At 37.6% G+C, this 19691-nt stretch carries 18 protein-coding genes; 4 read left to right on the top strand and 14 right to left on the bottom strand.

Features of this window, described 5'->3' with window-relative positions:
- Nucleotides 1–566 precede the first annotated feature (566 nt).
- From IQ228_RS05485 to ilvN, 5 genes are all read right to left on the bottom strand, one after another.
- On the bottom strand, nucleotides 567–1823 hold the full coding sequence (locus IQ228_RS05485; protein WP_027403389.1) for a lipopolysaccharide biosynthesis protein: 1257 nt from the start codon (nucleotides 1821–1823) through the stop codon (nucleotides 567–569).
- 53 nt (nucleotides 1824–1876) lie between these two features.
- Complete coding sequence (locus IQ228_RS05480) at nucleotides 1877–2641, bottom strand: hypothetical protein (protein WP_027403390.1); 765 nt, start codon at nucleotides 2639–2641, stop codon at nucleotides 1877–1879.
- Nucleotides 2642–2711: 70 nt separating this feature from the next.
- Nucleotides 2712–3695: a hypothetical protein gene (locus IQ228_RS05475; protein WP_152540473.1), complete on the bottom strand. Its 984-nt coding sequence runs from the start codon at nucleotides 3693–3695 to the stop codon at nucleotides 2712–2714.
- 58 nt (nucleotides 3696–3753) lie between these two features.
- Nucleotides 3754–5799: a nucleoside-diphosphate sugar epimerase/dehydratase gene (locus IQ228_RS05470; RefSeq protein ID WP_027403391.1), complete on the bottom strand. Its 2046-nt coding sequence runs from the start codon at nucleotides 5797–5799 to the stop codon at nucleotides 3754–3756.
- Between the two features lie 560 nt (nucleotides 5800–6359).
- On the bottom strand, nucleotides 6360–6878 hold the full coding sequence (ilvN, locus tag IQ228_RS05465; protein WP_027403392.1) for an acetolactate synthase small subunit: 519 nt from the start codon (nucleotides 6876–6878) through the stop codon (nucleotides 6360–6362).
- A gap of 362 nt (nucleotides 6879–7240) precedes the next feature.
- Here ilvN and IQ228_RS05460 point away from each other — a divergent pair, with 362 nt between their 5' ends.
- A complete protein-coding gene (locus IQ228_RS05460) occupies nucleotides 7241–7579 on the top strand; it encodes a BON domain-containing protein (RefSeq protein ID WP_193962356.1) in 339 nt (112 codons plus the stop codon).
- A 72-nt stretch (nucleotides 7580–7651) separates the two neighbouring features.
- On the opposite strand, the gene IQ228_RS05455 is transcribed toward IQ228_RS05460, so the two are convergent.
- Nucleotides 7652–8554 carry an alpha/beta fold hydrolase gene (locus IQ228_RS05455; protein ID WP_193962355.1) on the bottom strand — a complete coding sequence of 301 codons (903 nt, stop codon included), beginning with the start codon at nucleotides 8552–8554 and terminating at the stop codon, nucleotides 7652–7654.
- Between the two features lie 572 nt (nucleotides 8555–9126).
- On the opposite strand from IQ228_RS05455, the gene infC reads away from it, so the two are divergent.
- Together infC and IQ228_RS05445 are read left to right on the top strand one after the other, a co-directional pair.
- Nucleotides 9127–9660, top strand: coding sequence for a translation initiation factor IF-3 (infC, locus tag IQ228_RS05450; protein WP_015083285.1), 534 nt, complete (start codon nucleotides 9127–9129; stop codon nucleotides 9658–9660).
- Between the two features lie 797 nt (nucleotides 9661–10457).
- Nucleotides 10458–11450, top strand: coding sequence for a folate-binding protein YgfZ (locus tag IQ228_RS05445; RefSeq protein ID WP_027403395.1), 993 nt, complete (start codon nucleotides 10458–10460; stop codon nucleotides 11448–11450).
- A 7-nt stretch (nucleotides 11451–11457) separates the two neighbouring features.
- Here the strand turns inward: IQ228_RS05445 and IQ228_RS05440 are convergent, their stop codons facing one another.
- The 8 genes from IQ228_RS05440 to psb34 form a co-directional block, all read right to left on the bottom strand.
- The gene (locus IQ228_RS05440) at nucleotides 11458–12048 is read right to left on the bottom strand and encodes a DUF5331 domain-containing protein (RefSeq protein WP_027403396.1); all 591 of its coding nucleotides are present in this window, start codon (nucleotides 12046–12048) and stop codon (nucleotides 11458–11460) included.
- A 57-nt stretch (nucleotides 12049–12105) separates the two neighbouring features.
- On the bottom strand, nucleotides 12106–12429 hold the full coding sequence (locus IQ228_RS05435) for a ferredoxin (protein WP_051424417.1): 324 nt from the start codon (nucleotides 12427–12429) through the stop codon (nucleotides 12106–12108).
- An 11-nt stretch (nucleotides 12430–12440) separates the two neighbouring features.
- Nucleotides 12441–12869, bottom strand: a complete 429-nt coding sequence (locus IQ228_RS05430; protein ID WP_035082582.1) for a type II toxin-antitoxin system VapC family toxin — start codon at nucleotides 12867–12869, stop codon at nucleotides 12441–12443.
- A gap of 4 nt (nucleotides 12870–12873) precedes the next feature.
- Nucleotides 12874–13095, bottom strand: coding sequence for a hypothetical protein (locus IQ228_RS05425; protein ID WP_027403399.1), 222 nt, complete (start codon nucleotides 13093–13095; stop codon nucleotides 12874–12876).
- A 549-nt stretch (nucleotides 13096–13644) separates the two neighbouring features.
- Nucleotides 13645–14619, bottom strand: a complete 975-nt coding sequence (locus tag IQ228_RS05420; RefSeq protein WP_193962354.1) for a cysteine synthase A — start codon at nucleotides 14617–14619, stop codon at nucleotides 13645–13647.
- Nucleotides 14620–14813: 194 nt separating this feature from the next.
- Complete coding sequence (locus tag IQ228_RS05415; protein ID WP_193962353.1) at nucleotides 14814–16685, bottom strand: ABC transporter ATP-binding protein; 1872 nt, start codon at nucleotides 16683–16685, stop codon at nucleotides 14814–14816.
- 16 nt (nucleotides 16686–16701) lie between these two features.
- A complete protein-coding gene (locus IQ228_RS05410; RefSeq protein ID WP_193962352.1) occupies nucleotides 16702–18864 on the bottom strand; it encodes a tetratricopeptide repeat protein in 2163 nt (720 codons plus the stop codon).
- 214 nt (nucleotides 18865–19078) lie between these two features.
- Nucleotides 19079–19258, bottom strand: coding sequence for a photosystem II assembly protein Psb34 (gene psb34 / locus IQ228_RS05405; protein ID WP_015083315.1), 180 nt, complete (start codon nucleotides 19256–19258; stop codon nucleotides 19079–19081).
- Nucleotides 19259–19559: 301 nt separating this feature from the next.
- Here psb34 and IQ228_RS05400 point away from each other — a divergent pair.
- Nucleotides 19560–19691, top strand: a 132-nt coding sequence (locus tag IQ228_RS05400; protein WP_193962351.1) for an AAA family ATPase, incomplete at its 3' end; no start/stop codon positions are given.

Raw genomic sequence — 19691 nt, 5'->3', positions numbered from 1 at the left:
GAATTCCAGGGAATCTGAGTTGAGTTGCAGTTGTAAGTATGATTCCAGTTGCTAACCAAATTAATTCTAAGTTTGTATTTTTCATCAAATTAAAGCATTAAATTAAATAATGTTTTTCAACGCAATTAGACCAAAATCTCTGCGATTTATTTAAATTTTCTTCACTTAATGGAGAACCAACACGATACTTTAGTATCTTAAACTTTAGACCTGTAGTAAGTAGGTGAACACAATAAAACCAAACTGTGTAAAGAAACGTAAAATCGCCCAAACCCTCTTCACTCTTGCCTGTGGTTACTGAGCGAAGTCGAAGTATTGCCTTTTGCCTTGCCATAACGACAATTTTCAACGCCAACCTACTTAATAGCAAAAATATCTACTAAAGATTTAGCAGTTTGTTCTATTACTCCTCTATGAATTAGAGCCAATGAAAAGTAGTTATTCACTCCCCCCCCCTCTAAAATTATCGAAACCCTTGATCTCTCGTTAAAGATAGGGGGGAGTGTGAACAGTTACAATGAAAATACTCATAGCGATTGCTTCGTTTAATCGTTTAGAAATTCCCATCATCGCTTGTGTAGTAAATGAAGAATAACTGTAAACGTAAAACCTATGCGAATAACTGCGGCAATCAATAAAGCGATCGCTGCCCCTACCAAACCCAGCTTCGGCAGCAGCCATAGACAACCTACAGTTGAAATACTTGTCACAGTAACAAACAAAGGTATTTGGATACGAAAATATCGAGATGCCGTCATTCCACAGTCTAGGAAAGATGATATGTAATTAAACCCAGCAATAACCATCAGCCAAATAAATAAAGTTGTCTGCTCGGCATATTCAGGGCTATACAGCAGCATTAGAATTTGTCGTCCACTCGTCACCGCTACTAAAACACCTATTCCGCCTTGTAAAGCAGCTATTCCCACTAGTTTCAGCAGGAGGTTACGAAAACCTATAAGATTTCCACTAGCATAATATTTTGCTAGACGAGGACTGGCTGACTGCCCCAAGGCATTCACTACTATATTTCCAGCCATCATCATATAAGCCAAAGCCGTAAAAATACCCAGTTTCCTTTCATTCAAGTAATACTCAATCAAGTATTGAGGAATGTTGGTATTGAGCGAAACTAGCATCATCGCAAACCCCAATGGGAAACAAAGCCATACTAGATGTTTTAGAGTTTTCAGGTGCCAACGAGGTTGCAATTCTGAGATATCTTTTAGCATCAAAAGACCACTAGGAAGGTCATAGCCGAGTAGAACCACAGCCCAAACGCAGACTAACCCAAATACACCCCACAAAATATTACCGGATATATATATTCCTCCGCCTAAGAACAGCAATGACAGAAGTCCTTTAATCATCATCGAAATGGCAATCCGATCCATTCGTTCATGCTGCTGAATTAGCCCCTGAAATATATCACTAATAGACTCGAATACCTTGGCTGTTCCTATGAGGAAGATTACTAAAGATGTTTCCCTTTGATATCCACCTAAAAAGCTAATAACTGTAATAGTTAGAAGTGCCAGTGCTGTGGATATTAGCCTTAACCCAAAGTAATCACTAAACAAAAACTGTTTTTGAGCATCTGTTGCTTGGACAGCCCTTAGTTGGAGATCTGTAAACATGATTATAGGTGCTGTTACAGCCAACCCCAAGGTAAACTGTCCTACCATTTTTGGTCCGCCAAGTTTAGCCAAAACTACTAACATTCCCCATTGGCAAGCTGAATAAACAAAATTACCAACAAAAGTCCAAGAGAAATTACGACGTAGGCTCATGGGATTATTTTTTCTTGCATTGGCTTTAATCATTAGCTATTTTGATAACATTCAGCAACGCCATATTTTAAACCTATGCACATTTATTAGCCGATCATTTTTGCTCGTAGTTTATACAAAAATACGAATAGCTTTCCTTTGAGGGTAACTCCATGAAGAGCTTTAAAATTTTGAACTACTTCTCCACCAAACTCCTCCTTAAACTTATTAATATTCAATAATTTCTTGTCTATGTCTCCGGCATACCAGCCTCCAAAGTCATATACCGAAATTCCTGACTTTTTGAATCTCAACATATCTTGCCAGTGATGATAACGATTTGTACGCCCTACCAAAGACTGATATGAGGTGTCTTTACTATCTCTAATTGATGCAGAGTATAAAAAGCAAGCTCGATTTCTCACACAGCAGTGACCATGCCAAGTGAGAGGGATACCATCTTGAGACTTGACGAGTGAAAGATCAAAAATCCCTGCATCAAGATAACTTTTTATCCGATGTATATTAATTTTCTTTAAACCCTGAGAGAGACTAAACTGATCATGGAAATCAAGAAACTTATCCAAGGTATCAAACTCAATACTTTGTGCATCCCAATATTGATATGTGACGTGATCTTTTTCAGACGCACGCTTGATTTTGTAGCGATTATTTTTGCCTAATTTTTCCCATAAAACATTCTCATCCTCGTTGAGATCAACTAATCTTGTATGAAATTCATCAAATTCAATATATTCAATTCGATTTGTTCGCTGATAATAGTGAACAATATCTATGTCAGATAGTTGTTCTGGTTCTTCATCAAACCAAACTTCTTTAATAGAGACAAGTTTTTCTTTAAATGTGTTCATTTTTCTCTTAATTTTCCAGAATAAATACTGTATTTTATGACAAATCTCATAATATTTTAATGAGATAATGTCATGAAAATATCTTCTCGAAATCACTGCTATTAAAACCAAAACTCAAGGAATAATAATAGCCATCTACACAAGCTATCCAGTCATCTTTATTGACTATATGAGGATCAACATTATGCATTCCATCAGCATTCCAACCATATCCACTTGCGCCTATGATTGGATTTTCATTTACCAACTTTTCTGAATAATTTGTTGTACTTAATTCTGTTATTTCAAAAGCCCGAACTTTGTTTCCATAGCGGAATGGCTGACAATCTTGGCTATATCTAAAAAGCTTATTATCAAATATTGTCATCCTACCACCAGGTCTAGCGATATGGAAATTCCTTTCGATAATAGGGCTTTTAGGATGCTCAATCCATTTCCCAGTTAAGGACTCAGCATAGTATAGCCGCAAAAAATCATTGTTTCCAGTAGTTGTAAATAGCCACCATTTATCTTGAAAATAAACAACGGATGAATCTTTAAAATTCTGCCCTTCAATTAAGGTGTTTAAGTATGACCACTGTTCAGGAAAATCAGTTGCTTGATAAAGGCGAATAGAATTTGATGCGTTGCTTTCTGGTACCATATAATAACTATTATCCCATTTAAATACATAGGGATAAGACAAATGAAAAGATTCGCGCAGAATAATTTTTTGATAGTTCCATTCTATGCCGTCAGTGCTTGTTGCCAAGCCAATTTCTCCTCTATTTGTTTCAATGTTCATAACCTCAAAAAACATATACCAAGTCCCATTTTCATAAACCATAAATGGATCAGCAACAAACTCTGCTGAAACATCTATAACATCTTTAGCTGTTAAAACTGGATTTTTGATATTCTCTTGAGAACTTAACTTAAAAGGTGATTCCCCTGTATAAATTCCTATTGACCAATCACATTTCCTCCGGAAAAAAATTTTTGCAATCTTTTTAAGAGAAGATAAATATGTTGACATCGACAAATTTTTTGTCTGAACTTTATTGCTTAATTTCATACTTTTCTACAGATTTATTAACACTACGAATATAAAAGCAGCAAAAATCTTAATCTATTTAGGCAATTTTGGGTTTGGTACTTTTCGGAATATTTATCCAACTATTTGATGTGTGATTAGTAAATTGACCAGGCTCTAACAAACTTATTTCTTCTGGCAATTTTGGTTTATAACCTACCACTAATTGTGACAGCAATAGCATAATCGAATCAGCATCATTTTTAGCTGCTACTCCCAGTAAAGTTTCTACCGTAATATCCAAATAACTAGGAAGAATCTGGCTCGCATTTTTCACAACTAACAGTTTTTCATGCTCCGTCTTTTCATACTCTTCTCCCTCAATAAACAACTCTTCAAATAACTTTTCTCCCGGTCTTAAACCCGTAAATACTATGTCAATATCTTTGTTAACCTCATATCCCGAAAGATGGATTAATTCCTTCGCCAAATCCACAATTTTTACAGGTTCACCCATATTTAACATTAAAACTTCACCACCACGACCCAGAACAGATGCTTGTAAAACTAGTTGTACAGCCTCCGGTATAGTCATGAAGTAACGACAAATATCGGGATGAGTAACTGTAATTGGTCCACCGGCTAATATCTGTTTTTGGAAAGTAGGAACTACACTACCTCGACTCCCTAAAACATTCCCAAACCTTACAGCTACATAGGATTTACCGCTTTGTTTTGCTGCTTGTAAAACTAGCATTTCAGCTACTCTCTTACTCGCACCCATTACATTGGTCGGATTAACTGCTTTGTCTGTGGAAATCATGACAAAATGTTCGACATTATATTGCAGTGCTACCTGTAGTAAATTTCTGGTGCCAATGACATTATTAGTAATTGCTTCTGCGGGATTTAATTCCATCAAAGGGACGTGTTTATGAGCAGCAGCATGAAAAATTACATCTGGTTTAAATCTCTCAAAAGCGTGTTCTAATCTCGATCGCACTCGAATATCAGCAATGAATGTATAAATCTGCGGTATATTGATGACTGATTGACCATTATTTTTGAGAATTTGGATTAGTTGTTCTAGTTCTTGTTGGATATTAAAAACCGAATTTTCTCCATGTCCAATCAGGATAATTTTTGCTGGGTGACAACGGAAAATTTGCCGACATAGTTCGCTCCCAATTGATCCTCCTGAACCTGTAATTAAAACTGTTTTATCTTTAATAAATTTAGACACCTTTTTAATGTCTATATGAATAGGTTCTCGCCTGAGTAAGTCTTCAATTTTGATATCTCTAATACTATCTACTCGGACACGACCATTGAGGATTTCATGTATTCCTGGTAAAGTGCTAGGTTGGACTCCATTGGCTTGACAAATATCAACAATTTCTCGAATAATTTGTCCAGAAACTGTAGGCATGGCAATAATAATTTTCTGAATTTTTAATGTTTTGATTACCTCGGAAATTTTATAGCGATCGCCCAATACCGGAATTCCCCGTAAATGTATATGCTGTTTTTTGATATCGTCATCAATAAAGCCTACAGGATAAACCCCAAACTGGGGATTTCTTTGCATATCTTCCACAAGAGAAACCCCCGCATTACCCGCACCAATAATCAGCACTCTCTCCCTATGCTTAGATATTTTCTGTCTATGATTTACCCTTTCTACAACCCGCACACTAAACCGTAGTGCAATCACACAAATACCAGAAAGTATTCCCTCCAAAATTGGTAGTGATTGCGGAAGATTACCTAATAGCATATTGAATGTTTTATCCAATATATTAAATAGCGTTGTTTGGATGACTATCACACCCATCATCAACATGACTATGTAGATTACTTCCTCAATACTTGCATATCGCCAATAGCGTTTATAAAAACCACATCCCCAAAAAACAATTAGTTTAACTACTAAAAATAAAATTGTAGCAACTGCTAACTGTGAAATATATTCTTGCAAATTCAGATCACCATCAAAATGCAAGGATAATGCTAGCAATGGTGTCATTGCAAAAATAGTAATATCAAAAATAAACCAATGTCTATTTCTAAGTTTACTTAATTGATTGGATAAGGTTTTAATTGTTTTCTGAACAGTAAAATGAGAGACGAAAAATAGGATATTCACATCAACATCTCCAGGAAAATATATGAAATCTTTTCACTAGATAAACACCTGAGATTCTAATTGATAATCTCAAAGACATGACATATTCAAATCACCGTCTGGCAGCAGCAGTAAGGATTCAGAAGTAAAACTGGCTTACTGTCCGGCTTCAAATTTAGATTCTGTACCTCATTAATCTGCAATCTGCTCCCTTCCAATCACCCTCTTAATTAATTATGTGGTGATTTACAAAAATAAATCTTCACCAATTAAATGAAAATGCCATAGCGTTGATAAATATCAACTAAACATAAACATTAATGTATGGGTTATTATTTTTTATCTTGAACTTATAGAGGTTTTATCAAATTTCCACTGCTTAAGTCATGCCAGTTTGACACAAATTCCCTATTAAATAAAAATAATAGCAGCAAGTATAGTGTTTACACCATATCTGCTGCTTAATTGGAGCGAAAACTCCGATTGTTGACTTTTAATCCAACTATTAAAAATCCATAAACAGCCTGTTGAATTTGCTGTGTGAATTTTTAATTACTAATGTTTAATTCTGTTTTGCGGTACTAGACTTTTGCTTGTAACGACTTCAGTAATTCAGTATTCACACCCGATTCACGAGTCAGAGAAATTTTACCTGTGCGAGCAATTTCTCTCAATCCAAATTTCTGTAGCACTTGCACAATCGCCACCATTTTACCAGGATCACCAACAACTTCCAAGGTTAAAGAATCTTCAGCCACATCTACAATTCGCGCTCGGAAAATCTGAGACAATTCAATAATCTCCGAACGATTAATGCTAGTAGCATTAACCTTGAGAAGCATCAATTCTCTTTCTACACAAGGAATTTCTGTAATATCCTGCACTTTGAGAACATTAACCAACTTATATAGTTGTTTAGTAAGTTGCTCAATAATGCGATCATCGCCAGGGACAACCATCGTAATTCGGGATACTCCATTCTGTTCCGCAGGTCCCACAGCCAGGCTTTCAATATTAAAACCCCGACGAGCAAATAAACTAGCAATGCGGGATAGAACCCCCGCTTCATCTTCCACAATAACTGACAGCGTATGTTTCATCGGCGACTAAAGGAGCATGACATGAACGCAGACCGGCACTCATGACTGCAAAGCGAGTTTCTACTACGCTGCATTGTCGGTCTGAATTTTTATTTTATACTTAATAATTGCAATCATTCCGTTCCTGTGGAAAAGTTATCCATAAGAATAATATTTAATTTTTGTATCCCTTACGGGAGGTATCAGCCATAAATATCCGTAAGATGTGTTGGCGACAGAGTAATACACCATGATCATAAATATCTAACTCTTAGCAGGAATATTACTAATTTAGATATATCTATTTTTAAAGGTAGATGCAGCCTTTAACTTAACGCCATATATTGTCATCAGCAGTGAAAATTGACAGGAACAAAGTATTTATGGGTTGGTTGCAAAGAATGTTTGGCTTAGAAAAATCGGAAAGCACCCAAGTTAATCCAAATTCTAGCTATGATGCTAATACACAAACCATAGAACCAGAGCGTATAGGACTAAATGGAGAATATGATCAAAGTGGTTTAGCCAAGCGAGTAGCATTAGCATTTGATCAAGATCCTGACCTTAATGATATTGATACTCTCTGGGTTGCTCAAACAGGTAGCATTGTGGTACTAAAAGGTCAAGTTCCCACTCAGGATATTCTTAATCAACTAGTTGCCGTAGCTTACACTGTTGATGGCACTACAGATGTTGATACTACACAAGTTAATTTAAATTAGATTAATTAGAGTTTGCTAAATAAGTTGTTGATGAGGACAGGAAGTAGGGGGTAGATGTTTACCAATTACCCATTACCCATTACTAATCCAATCTAAAATCGCCTGGTTAACTTGTTCTGGTGATTCGTCATGGGGACAATGACCGACATCTTCCAGATATAGCAATTGCAGTCTCTCATTGTAGCCCACAAATTGATTTGCTAGTTTTGGCGGCACAAATCGGTCTTTTGTTCCCCAAATTAACAGCATAGGAATTGTTAAGTTTGGTAAAATTTTCTTGACACTAGGACTAAAATTAATCCCTGTTGTGGCTTTGAACAAGGCTCTAAAGGCACGAGCAGATCCCCTATCCTGGGGTGGTCCTGCTAAAATATCTATAAGTTCATCAGTAATCGCTTCGGGATTGGCATAAGCTAAACTAGCCCAAGGGCGCAGCACACTAGGACGACGCACAAAATAAAATATCGGTTTTAATATTAATCTGGAAGTAAATATACTTTTAATCCCGCTGACAAGAGGTTGCAAAGCAGTCGGAATCATTTCTTGTTCCAAATTAGGATCAGGTAAACTGATCATCACTATCCCCTGGATCATGTCAGGATGGTTAGCGGCTGCGACTAGGGAAATCAGTGAACCGATGGAATTACCCACCAAAACCACTGGTTGACGGATAAAAGTTTTCCAAAAATCGTAAACCTGCTCTACCCACAATTCCACATTGTAGTTAGTTGCAGCTTTTTCCGAAGCCCCAAAACCAATCATGTCCAAAGCGTAAACCGTGTGAGACTTACCCAAAACCTCTAAATTATGTCGCCAATGACCAATGGAAGCACCGAAACCATGAAGTAAAATTAAGGGTGTTGTTCTTGCATAATCATGGGGAGGACGAATATAAGTATAACGGGTTTGCCAACCACGCCACACCCAATCCCTTTGATTACCAACTCTTTGCTGCCAATCTCTTGCGGTAGTCACAGTTATCTCTTAATGATTAAGTCGGTGAACACAATAAAACCAAGCTGTGTAAAGAAACGTAAAATTGCTGAAAACTTCTTTACTCTTGCCTCTTGCCTCTTGCCTCTTGCCTCTTGCCTCTTGCCTCTTGCCTCTTGCCTCTTGCCTCTTGCCTTGCTATGACGACAATTTTCAACGCCAACCTACTTAGTTGGAGACTACTAATTTTGTGCGTTGTTTCTTAATATGTTACATTATATTTGGTTAGCTTCAATGTATACCTAATTTTGCTATCATAGAAACATCTTCTAGATATCATACCTCTATGTATCTCAGAAGAAAATTGTAACAATAGTTATTAGTGTCAAATATCATGTAATTTACATTAAATAATGCAGTGGAATCAACTCAGAGTCCGGCTATACAGTCAACGACTTGATCGAACTTCTCTTATAAATTTGCTACACTAGAGAGGGATATTCATTTTCCAATTCTGAGTTACTGTTGTATTTTGCCTTCAATGGCATATCAAACTAAACTAACTAAATCAAGACCAGTCCAAAATCTTAACTAAAGAGCTGCCACTAATCATAATGCCTGTGATTGAGAAAAAAAGAACTCGCGATCTGCCCCAAATTAACGAACGGATTCGCTTCCCGAAAATTCGGGTGATTGACACTGATGGCGCACAACTGGGAATTATAACTCCGCAGGAAGCGATACAATTAGCAGAGGAAAAGGAATTAGACCTAGTGCTAATTAGTGACAAGGCTGATCCGCCAGTATGTCGAATAATGGACTATGGGAAATATAAGTTTGAGCAGGAGAAGAAGGCGCGGGAAGCCCGGAAGAAGCAGCACACAGCTGATGTAAAAGAAGTGAAGATGCGCTACAAGATAGAAGAACATGACTATAATGTGCGCGTTAAACAAGCCGAACGCTTCCTCAAAGATGGCGATAAAGTTAAGGCTACTGTGATGTTCCGAGGGCGGGAAATTCAACACAGTGACTTGGCAGAAACGTTGCTTAAACGAATGGCTACGGATTTAGAGCCTTTTGGTGAACTTCAGCAAGCACCGAAGAAAGAAGGGCGGAATATGATGATGCTGATTTCACCAAAAAAATAATTTCGTCAACAACCTAGTACAGGCTGGCGTAAATAATATGACTATTAAAAGCTCCGAAAATTTGATTGATTAAGGGCTTGAAAATGGTTCGTTCACTTACACCTTGTTGTACTAGTGCTTATGGCTTTAAAGCTCGGTCAATGTCTTCATGGAAGAGTCGCCGAGAAGCCCACACTCACTTGTTCGCGCAAGCGTGCCGCAAGGCATAAGGGGGTGTGTTGAGTATGTCACTAATAGGATCTAAAATTGACACCGGGGAGATTTGTCCTATTCCCTCAGCATTCATCCATAATTAGATTTATGTCAATTTATTCTAAAATGATAGTCCTGACGGCTGAGTGCGAAAAATCATCCTCAGTTGTTCAGGACTTTTGCTATGTTATGAAATAAGAGTCACTAGGTACTATTAAAGCACAGGAAAGTTTATGGGTAAATCTAGTACAGCATGGTGCAAATAAAGCAACCATTCTTAATAGCCATTACGGGTTGGGGTAAATCAATTTCATGCTGTTATTGATGAATCGTTTCTAGGCGCAGACCCTGCGCCCCTACTTTCTGAATTTTTCATGGTCAGAATCTACTAGTACAGCTTGGCGGAAATAATATGACTATTAAAATTTTCTCTGTTCTCTGTTAAGAGTTTCCTGCCTTCACGGTTATATCATGATAAAGAACAGGGACGCGATCGCTATTGTATGGCAGAATAGGGTATTGGCAAGAGTTTTTGCTAATTACCAAATTATTTGCTAATATTTTTCAAAAGATAATATTAAAATTAAGGATAACTTTGTACCACTATGTTAACATCCGCAATTGATACTAAAGATGTAAATGCTATGCAATCTGTACGGGAAGGGGTGGTAGTGTGCGATCGCTCTCCCTGGGGACTTATCCGTATTTCTGGCGATGATCGTCTTCGCTTCTTACACAATCAAAGCACTAATGATTTTAAATCTCGTAAACCTGGTCAGGGCTGCGATACTGTGATGGTGACATCTACAGCCCGCACGATAGATTTAGTCACGGCTTATGTCTTAAATGATGCTGTTTTATTATTGGTTTCCCCGAACCGTCGTCAGGAACTTATGAAATGGTTAGATCGGTATATCTTCCCTTCTGATCAGGTTAAATTAACTGATGTGACAGAAGAAACAGCAATATTAAGCCTCATTGGACCCCAAAGTCATGCTGTTATCGAAAAATTGGGGGCTGGTGATTTAATTGGTCAACCAAATGGTAATCACATTTTGGTTGGTGGGGTGATAGTTGCGGTGGGTAGCGGCTTGGCTGCACCCGGATATACATTGATTTTACCCCGCGCTGAAAAACAAACATGGTGGGAGAAAATACGGTCATTGGGGGCTGTGGAATTGAGCGATCGCACTTGGGAAATGTTACGAATATTACAAGGTCGTCCCGCTCCCGACTCGGAACTCACGGATGATTATAACCCTCTGGAAGTGGGCTTATGGCAGGCAGTTTCCTTTAATAAAGGTTGTTATATCGGTCAAGAAACCATTGCCAGACTTAATACATATAAAGGTGTAAAACAATACCTTTGGGGAATTCGTCTTAGTGCTGCGGCTGAACCAGGAACAGTAATCACCATTGGCGAAGAAAAAGTAGGTAAACTCACTAGCTATACAACCACTCCTGATGGTCATTTTGGACTAGTTTACATCAGGAGTAAAGCTGGTGGAGTTGGCTTAAAAGTGCAAGTTGGAGAAGTAGCAGGAGAAATAATTGCTATTCCCTTTGTCTCCCACGAATATCCATCAATTCATGTCTAATTGTCCATTACCCATTTCCCCTACCTGGACACAATTCATCTATCCAAGAAGGCAAAATACTGCTATGAGTAGATGAAATCCGGGGAATATTTGGGCTAGGAAATCCCGTAGTTATCAATCGTTTATCTATTTGTTCCCTTCCCAATCCGAGAGGTAGCTTAACTGAAGAATGATCATGAATCGGTGTAGCAACTGCAATCACAGAAATGCCTGTAGTCATTTTCAATAACACCTGTTTATGTTCTTTGGGTACAGGTGAGTCTGTCAGGGCTATATGAGCCGGAGAGGTACTAACAATCTCATTTTTGGCGGTAGAATGCTGGGATTTTAATAAGTTTAACTCCTGTTCAGGATTGAAGTGCAAACACAAAGCTGCAATTATCTGATCAGGATCATTGTTTAAATCCAAAATGAAAGGGAGAATTTTTTTTAACTCTGGTTCTAAAGTAGATAAAGTCGCTAAGATGTAACCAGAAGAAGGTCGGCGAATACCATAATAATCTTTCCATATTCGCATTTTCACTAGCCAAGGACGATTTTGTTCGTAATAAATTAGCCACTTCTTTTTTAATGATTGACGTAAATGCTGAATATCCATTCATTCCCTCACTTCTTACTGTACCAAATTACAGCATTTATATATTTTCAGTGATCTTTATCCCTGGGGATGAAACCGATAATAAAGCATTTTCTTCACTCTTTTACCACCTAATAAATGTTGTTCCACCAATCTGGGTACTTCTTGGGGTAACACCCGACAATACCAAACCATTTCGGGTAAAACTAGCACCATTGGACCATTACCGCATTGACCTAAGCAGCCACTAGATGTGACTGTCACATTAGGTATAGGTAAATCGTGTAAAGCCGCTAAAACTTCCTTTGCACCTTGTTTTCTACAAGTACGATGTTGACATACTTTTACAGAAATCAGAAGGGGCTGTTCCTGACTTTGGATATTTGATATTAATTCATTCATCGCCATTTTGACTATAAACGCCAATTCTCTAGTATTAGTGAATAACCCAAATCTTGAATTCTTTGATAATGAGATAAATTACCTGTAACTAAGGTAAGATTATGACTAATAGCAATAGCAGCAATCATGCAATCAGGATAACCAATCCTCTTTCCTGTTATTTCTAAATCAGCATAAATTTTTCCGGCTAATACAGAAGCTGTTAAATCAAAAGATAATATTTCCTGTGAAATTAGGATGTTTAAAAATTGCTGAAGACGTTCTTTTTGCTGACGTTTCTGCCATCTTTCGACAATTTCCATAACTGTAATTGCAGAAATTGTATATTTCTCAAACTGGCTTAAGTAAATATCGGCTTTGGCAATAATCTGAGGATTTGCCCGTTTAATAATTTCTGAAAGAATATCAGTATCAAGTAGGGATTTCTCTACTCTATTCATTTTATCAACTATATCCTCTTTTTTCCATTGCCTCAACGACAATTTCATCAACGATTTCTGGAACATCCGCATATAATCCCATTAAGGGATCTTTCTTTTCCTGAATTTCTGCTAAACGTTCAATTACTTGAGTAATCAATTCTGATAACGTTGACTGATTGACTATTGCAATAGTTTTTGCCCGTTCAAAAGTCAGTCTATCTAATTCAAGTTCTATTTTTTCCATGATGGATTTACCCCCTAGTTAGGAAAACGGACAACGGTAATAATTCTGATTATATCATTTCGATCAGTAATAACTGTTGACCGTTCCCTGTTTTTACCCGCTAGTAACTTTTTTATCCAGACGTTCAGCCAGCCATAATTTAATAATAGAATCAGAAGTAACACCCAAACCCTTAGAGGTTGTTTGAAAACTTTTTCGTGTGGGATCTGACACCCGCAGATCCCCCTAAATCCCCCTTTCCAAGGGGGACTTTGAGGAATTTAGCCCCCCTTTGTAAGCTTTGTAAGGGGGGTTGGGGGGATCTCGATTAATTCTGATACTTTTCAAACATCCTCTTAGCTTCATGTTCTAAAGCTGCAATCATCCAAATTGGGAAATCAATATTAATTCGTTTTTGTTCATTACCAGGAAAACCGTCATCACCATCATCAACTAAGCAAAAACAGCCACCAAAACCGGAATTACCTCCTCGTCCTTCCTTGCCTTAAAAATAGGCTAAATCGCCACTATGATACTATATGTTGTATGTGTGGCGATCGCTAAAAAATCCTAACTGATCACTAATCCTTTACTGGCTAACCATGCACTATTAAATATTCGTGACTGATAGCGAGAACCACTGTCACACAAAATAGTTACAATAGTATGTCCTGGTCCCAATTGTTTAGCTAAAGCCACGGCTGCACCGACATTAATTCCCGTTGAACCACCCATTAATAAACCATCTTTTCTTAATAGTTGATAAACAACACGCAAGGCTTCAGAATCGTCAATTTGGATGGCATCATCAACAGGTGCGCCTTCCATGTTGGCGGTAATCCGACTATTCCCAATACCTTCAGTAATAGAATTACCTTCTATTTTGATTTCTCCAGTTTTGATATAGCTATATAGTCCACTACCTAAAGGGTCAGCCACCACACATTTAACGCCCGGATTTTGTTCTTTTAGGTACATTGCCACACCAGCATAAGTACCACCCGTACCAGTGGATGCCACCCAGCCATCTACTTTACCATGAGTCTGTTGCCAAATCTCTCTACCTGTGGTTTCATAATGGGCAATCCGATTGGCTAAATTATCAAATTGATTAGCCCAAATGGCGTTTTCCATTTCTGCCGCAATTCTACCAGATAGTTTGACGTAATTATTCGGATCTTTGTAAGGTACAGCAGGAACAGGACGAACTTCCGCACCCAGGGTAGTTAAAGCATCTATTTTTTCTTGGGATTGGGTATTGGGAATAAAAATCAAGCATTTATAGCCTTTGACATTGCAGATATGTGCCAGCCCAATTCCCGTATTTCCCGCTGTTCCTTCTACTACTGTACCACTGGGTTTGAGAAGTCCTTTTTTTTCTGCATCTTCGATAATATACAGCGCAGCCCGATCTTTGACAGAACCACCAGGGTTCAGAAACTCGGCTTTAGCCAAGATTTCACAACCTGTTTCTTCGCTAAAACTGTTTAAACGAATTAATGGGGTGTTACCAATTGTACCAACAAATCCATTTTTGATATCCATTTTGCATCTACCTGAGTTTTTCCCGATCTGCTTGCAGCAGCGCTTCGCTATCAAATTTTGACATTTCTAGCCATTTTTATGTGAATGAACCAAATCTTGATTTTGTTTCCCGCAAAGTCGCTAAGAGGGTGTTTGAAAACACACAAGTAATCCTGGCAGAGGTTTCAGCCTTTTTTCATCCAGGAATTTAAGCTTCACGACCGCATAATTTCATTGTGCCGATTTCTGATCCTTTCTGGACTACCTGTAGGAATTGCAGCAATTAGTTTTTGGGTGTATTCTTCTTTGGGGTGGAGATAAATACTTTCAGATGTCCCTGACTCCACTATTTTCCCTTGATTCATCACCAAAATGCGATCGCTCAAAAATTTGACTACACTTAAATCATGGGAAATAAAAATGTAAGTTAGTTGAAAATCCTCTTGTAATTCTTTCAATAAATTTAAAACTTGCGCTTGCACGGATACATCTAAAGCTGAAACTGATTCATCACAAATAATAAACTTAGGATTTAAAGCCAAAGCGCGAGCAATACAAACCCGTTGACGCTGACCACCGGAAAACTGATGAGGATATTTTTTCATATCACCCGCACTTAAACCCACTCGTTCCAACAATTCCACTACCCTAGCTTGTCGCTGTTGTTTCGACTTCCCCACCCCATGAATCAACAGAGGTTCTACAATCGCTTCCCCAATCTTCATCCGGGGATTGAGGGAACTAAAAGGATTTTGGAAAATAATCTGCATTTCTCGTCGTAAATGCTGCAAAGTTTTCCCAGTCAAGTGAGTAATATCCTGTTTATTAAAAAATATTTTACCGCTCATCGGTTCGATTAATCGCAGCAACGTTCTCCCTAAAGTAGTTTTACCGCAACCAGATTCTCCCACCAATCCCAAAGTTTCTCCCGGAAAAACATCAAAGGAAACCCCATTTACAGCCTTATGGTAACGTTTTGTACTGCCAAATACTCCCCTGACTGGAAAACCGACTTCCAAGTTACTAACGGACAACAGAGGTAGTTGTGAACGAATATTTGCTAATCTTGCATTAATCTCTTCCCCAGTAATTTCCGCTGGTTGTGCAGGTTCTTTAGTCTGAATTGTCACTTTTCCAAATTCATCTTCTGTTACACTCATGTAGTCAGAAACAGTCAGTAGTTTGTGGGGACGACGATTCAGACTAGGACGACAAGCTACAAGTCCTTTAGTATAGGGATGTTGGGGGTTATTGAAAATTTGTGCTGCTGCACCATATTCAACAATTTTACCTTTATACATCACTGCTACTTGGTCAGTAATTTCCGAAATTAAACCCAAGTCATGGCTAATAAAAATCATTGCCATATTGCGGCTTTGTTGCAGTTCATATAACAATGCTAGAATTGTCGCTTGCACAGTTACATCTAAAGCTGTGGTTGGTTCATCAGCAATTAATACAGATGGATTACAAGAAATAGCCATTGCAATCATGATTCGTTGCAATTGTCCTCCAGATAGCTGATGAGGATATCTTTCCAGCATAGCTTCTTTGTGTTCTTTCACCAACTGTGCCAATTTAAAACTACCGGGTGCTGACAAATCATGATCAAGATACTGTTCCTCAATTTGTTCATCACTAGGTAAAAGTTTAACTTCTTGCAACCCGGCGATCGCAATTCTTTTTGCTTCAATTGCATTCACATTTTGATGGCGCATAATAGCTTCTTGCAACTGAAACCCGATACTATAAACCGGATTTAAAGAACTCATTGGTTCTTGAAAAATCATCGCAATATCACCACCTCGATAAAGCTGCATTTCGTCAGGTGATAATGCTAATAAATCCAACGGTTGTCCACTTGTCCGAGAAAATAAAATTTCCCCTCCACTCACTTTTCCCGGATATTGCAACAAACCCATAATTGCTAAAGCCGTAACTGACTTTCCACTTCCCGACTCTCCCACTATTCCTAAAGTCTCACCCTGATGTAGCTGAAAGCTAATATCATCAATAGCTTTTACTTTACTGCTATCACTGATAAATTCAACTTGTAGATTGCGAACCCCTAAAACTATTTCTTTCATAACACCAATTACTAATTTACAACTTCCGCAAAATATCTGGTAGCAATTGTCCTGGAAGTTTAGACAAAGCTAAATTTTGTCCTTGAATTCCTAACTCATTGTGAAAAGTACGAATTATGTTAACAATATAACCGATTGTTGTTTGATAGTTTTCTGTTTTTCTATCAAATCCACTGAGTGCGTGTAAATGATTTTCTAAAGCAGCTTCTAAATGTTGAGACAGTGTTTTTTTGTCACCATTAAAAGATAAATTTGTCACTAAATCATGATGAGCTAATGCTAAATTATTGTGTGTCACATATAAATCAAAATTTAAAGGCAGATTAGTAAATGAGTGAGCTATATTCACAGTTTCTTCATAGGCATTAATACATAATTTTATGAGTTTTTGTTGATCTTCCTTTGTTGTTTGCGGCTGATTTGCTAAGTGCCAGTAAGCGATACCCAGATTATTTTGAGTAGCAGCATAGGCTTGGGGAACATCAGCAGATGTCCGATATTTTAGTGCTTCATTATAAACCTGAATTGCTAACTGGAGATTTTCTACTGGTTGTTCATACTGGGAAAGATTCCAATAAGCAGTACCAATATTATTTTGAATCATGCCATATTTTAGGGGTTCATCTGTCGGTTGATAGTGAATAACTGCTAATTTATAAGCAGCGATCGCCCTTGTCAAATGTTCCACAGGCTGATTATACTGTCCTAGATGCCAGTAAGCTGTACCTAAATTATTCTGACAAGCAGCATATTTTAAAGGTTCTATATCCTCCTGTCGGTAACGCAACGCCTCATCATAAGCCACAATCGCTAAATTCCAGTTTTCCACCGCGTCAGCAAACCTAGCCAAATCACCGTAGGCAGTACCCAGGTTATTTTGAATACGAGTATAAGTTTCCGGCTGAGTATCACCTGTAATCAACTTGAGTGCTAACTTATAAAAATCTATCCCTTGCTGAATATAAATCTTTGCTTCTTCAGAATTATCGGGGATACGGTGCAACATCCAGTAAAGAGTCCCCAAATCATTCAAAACATCTGGAAGTTGTGGAGAACTTTCATCATAACTAACAGCCTCCTGATAAGCTAGAATTGCTATCATTAAATTTTCCGCCGTTGCTTTTCCTTCCTCAATCTGCAACCGATAGAAATTACCAAGATTCTGATAAGCTATCCCTAACTCTTCTTCCTTAGCCTTTTGAATATGTAACTGTTCAATTTCTCCAAGTATTTGTTGAATTTGATCACTATTATCAGCAGTTATTGTTTCCTTAATTAATCCTTGCAACTCCTGATTAATATGAGATAAGGCAATTTCGCGCTGATTATTGGTAGTTTGAGGAGATGGAACAGGAGATTTTTCCGGTATTTCTGTGCTTAAATCTGTAGTTGTTGTTAAAGGTAAATCAGGTTTATTTGTGGCTTTAATGTCTGGAGAAATCTTTTCCTCATTCACAATTAAATTATCTAAATTTTCTCGTTCTAAACTACGGGAGTCAGCCACAACCTCTGAATAACCCCTATTATCTATAGTTGGTGTCGGTTCTCCCTCAAATACAAATACACCCGTGCGACAATGCCAAAATTTGGGTGCTGATTGCTGAATTGCCGATAACCAAGGACGAGAAACCCAAAATAACAAACTAGATTCTAAAAAGCGACTAGATTCATAACCAGATAAATGTTGTTCACTTAAATGGAGATAATTCAAAAATAAACGTTGGACTGCAACTGGTTCTTTAGTCAGCATTTCCACCCCCACAATCTGAAATCCTGGAATTGGTAAAGGACGACCAGGATTCTCTGTTGAACCTCCAACCAGTGGAGGTGGGTAATTAGCTAACCATTGGTTAATTTGCGCGATGGGATTAGGATCACTGAGATTTAATCGTATTGTCACCAATCGTGGATAGGCTGGTGTGCTAAAGTCTCCCACATTATCTCGTTGATATAAAACCTTGCCCACTGGATAAGCAAGGGTTGAGTGTAAACGTGCTGCTATCCGGTTTCTTAAATGTAAATCATCACATATAGCAAATAAAATTTGTCTACGTAAACCCAGACTCAGAGCAAGTTTTAGGCGTTGATATACTTGCCGATTCAAACCAGTGTTTTCTGTGTGGACAGTTTCATTCACGCTTGTATTTAGTTGGGTTTTACCCCTTGTTTCTGTATACATCCCGACTGAATAAATTAAATATTAATGTCACATCTCATAATTTGGATTTTCACGGAGATGCTATCTTTTTCAGGATGAATCAAGTTTTACGGGCTAGAATACCAAAAAAAAGACTATAATTATACTTGTATTTTGCAATTATAGCAAAAAATCAGGCTCTTGATCAAAATAAGAACCTGAAATCAGGAAAGGCTATTAAAGGACAGTTTTCCAATTAGCTAACATTAGAGACAGTGAAAGCGACAAAAATTACCCCTCCAATTAAAAGCACCGCTGCAATTCCTAATATAATATAAGTACGCTTTTGAGAGTTTGTTGGTGGTTCAGCTTGATAAAGCTTGGGTTCTTTAGCAAAGTTATTGAGAAGACCGCCCTCTTCGTTTGTGTAAGGCATGAAGTGATTCCTTATTATCTTTCTTTACTTAATGTTAAATAAATTTTACAGCACTCTCATAAAAATAAAAAAATAATTACATGAATCTACATTTCTGGTATTTTGATTTATCTCTTGACAAAATAGACAACTCATGCTTGATTTTGTGCTATTTTATTTTACCTGACTGCTAATTCAGGAATAGAATTCATTCCTAATTGAGTGCGAAGTTCAGTTACATGATTATTTGGCATAAAATTTTTGTTACACTGTCAATAGTTATCTTATATTTCTGAATCTCAATCAACAGTAAACCAAAATTATGCAAAGAATTTCTATAGAAAATTTTGGACCAGTGAAAAAATTTGAGGCTGATGTTACGGATATAATGCTGTTAATTGGACCCCAAGCAAGTGGTAAAAGTACAATTAGTAAATCTATTGTTCTATTTAAG

This window comes from Dolichospermum sp. LEGE 00246, from assembly GCF_015207865.1.
GTDB classification, from domain to species: Bacteria; Cyanobacteriota; Cyanobacteriia; order Cyanobacteriales; family Nostocaceae; genus Dolichospermum; species Dolichospermum heterosporum.
Note: the sequence above shows the minus strand (reverse complement) of the source record. Positions and strands in the feature narration are given on the sequence as shown.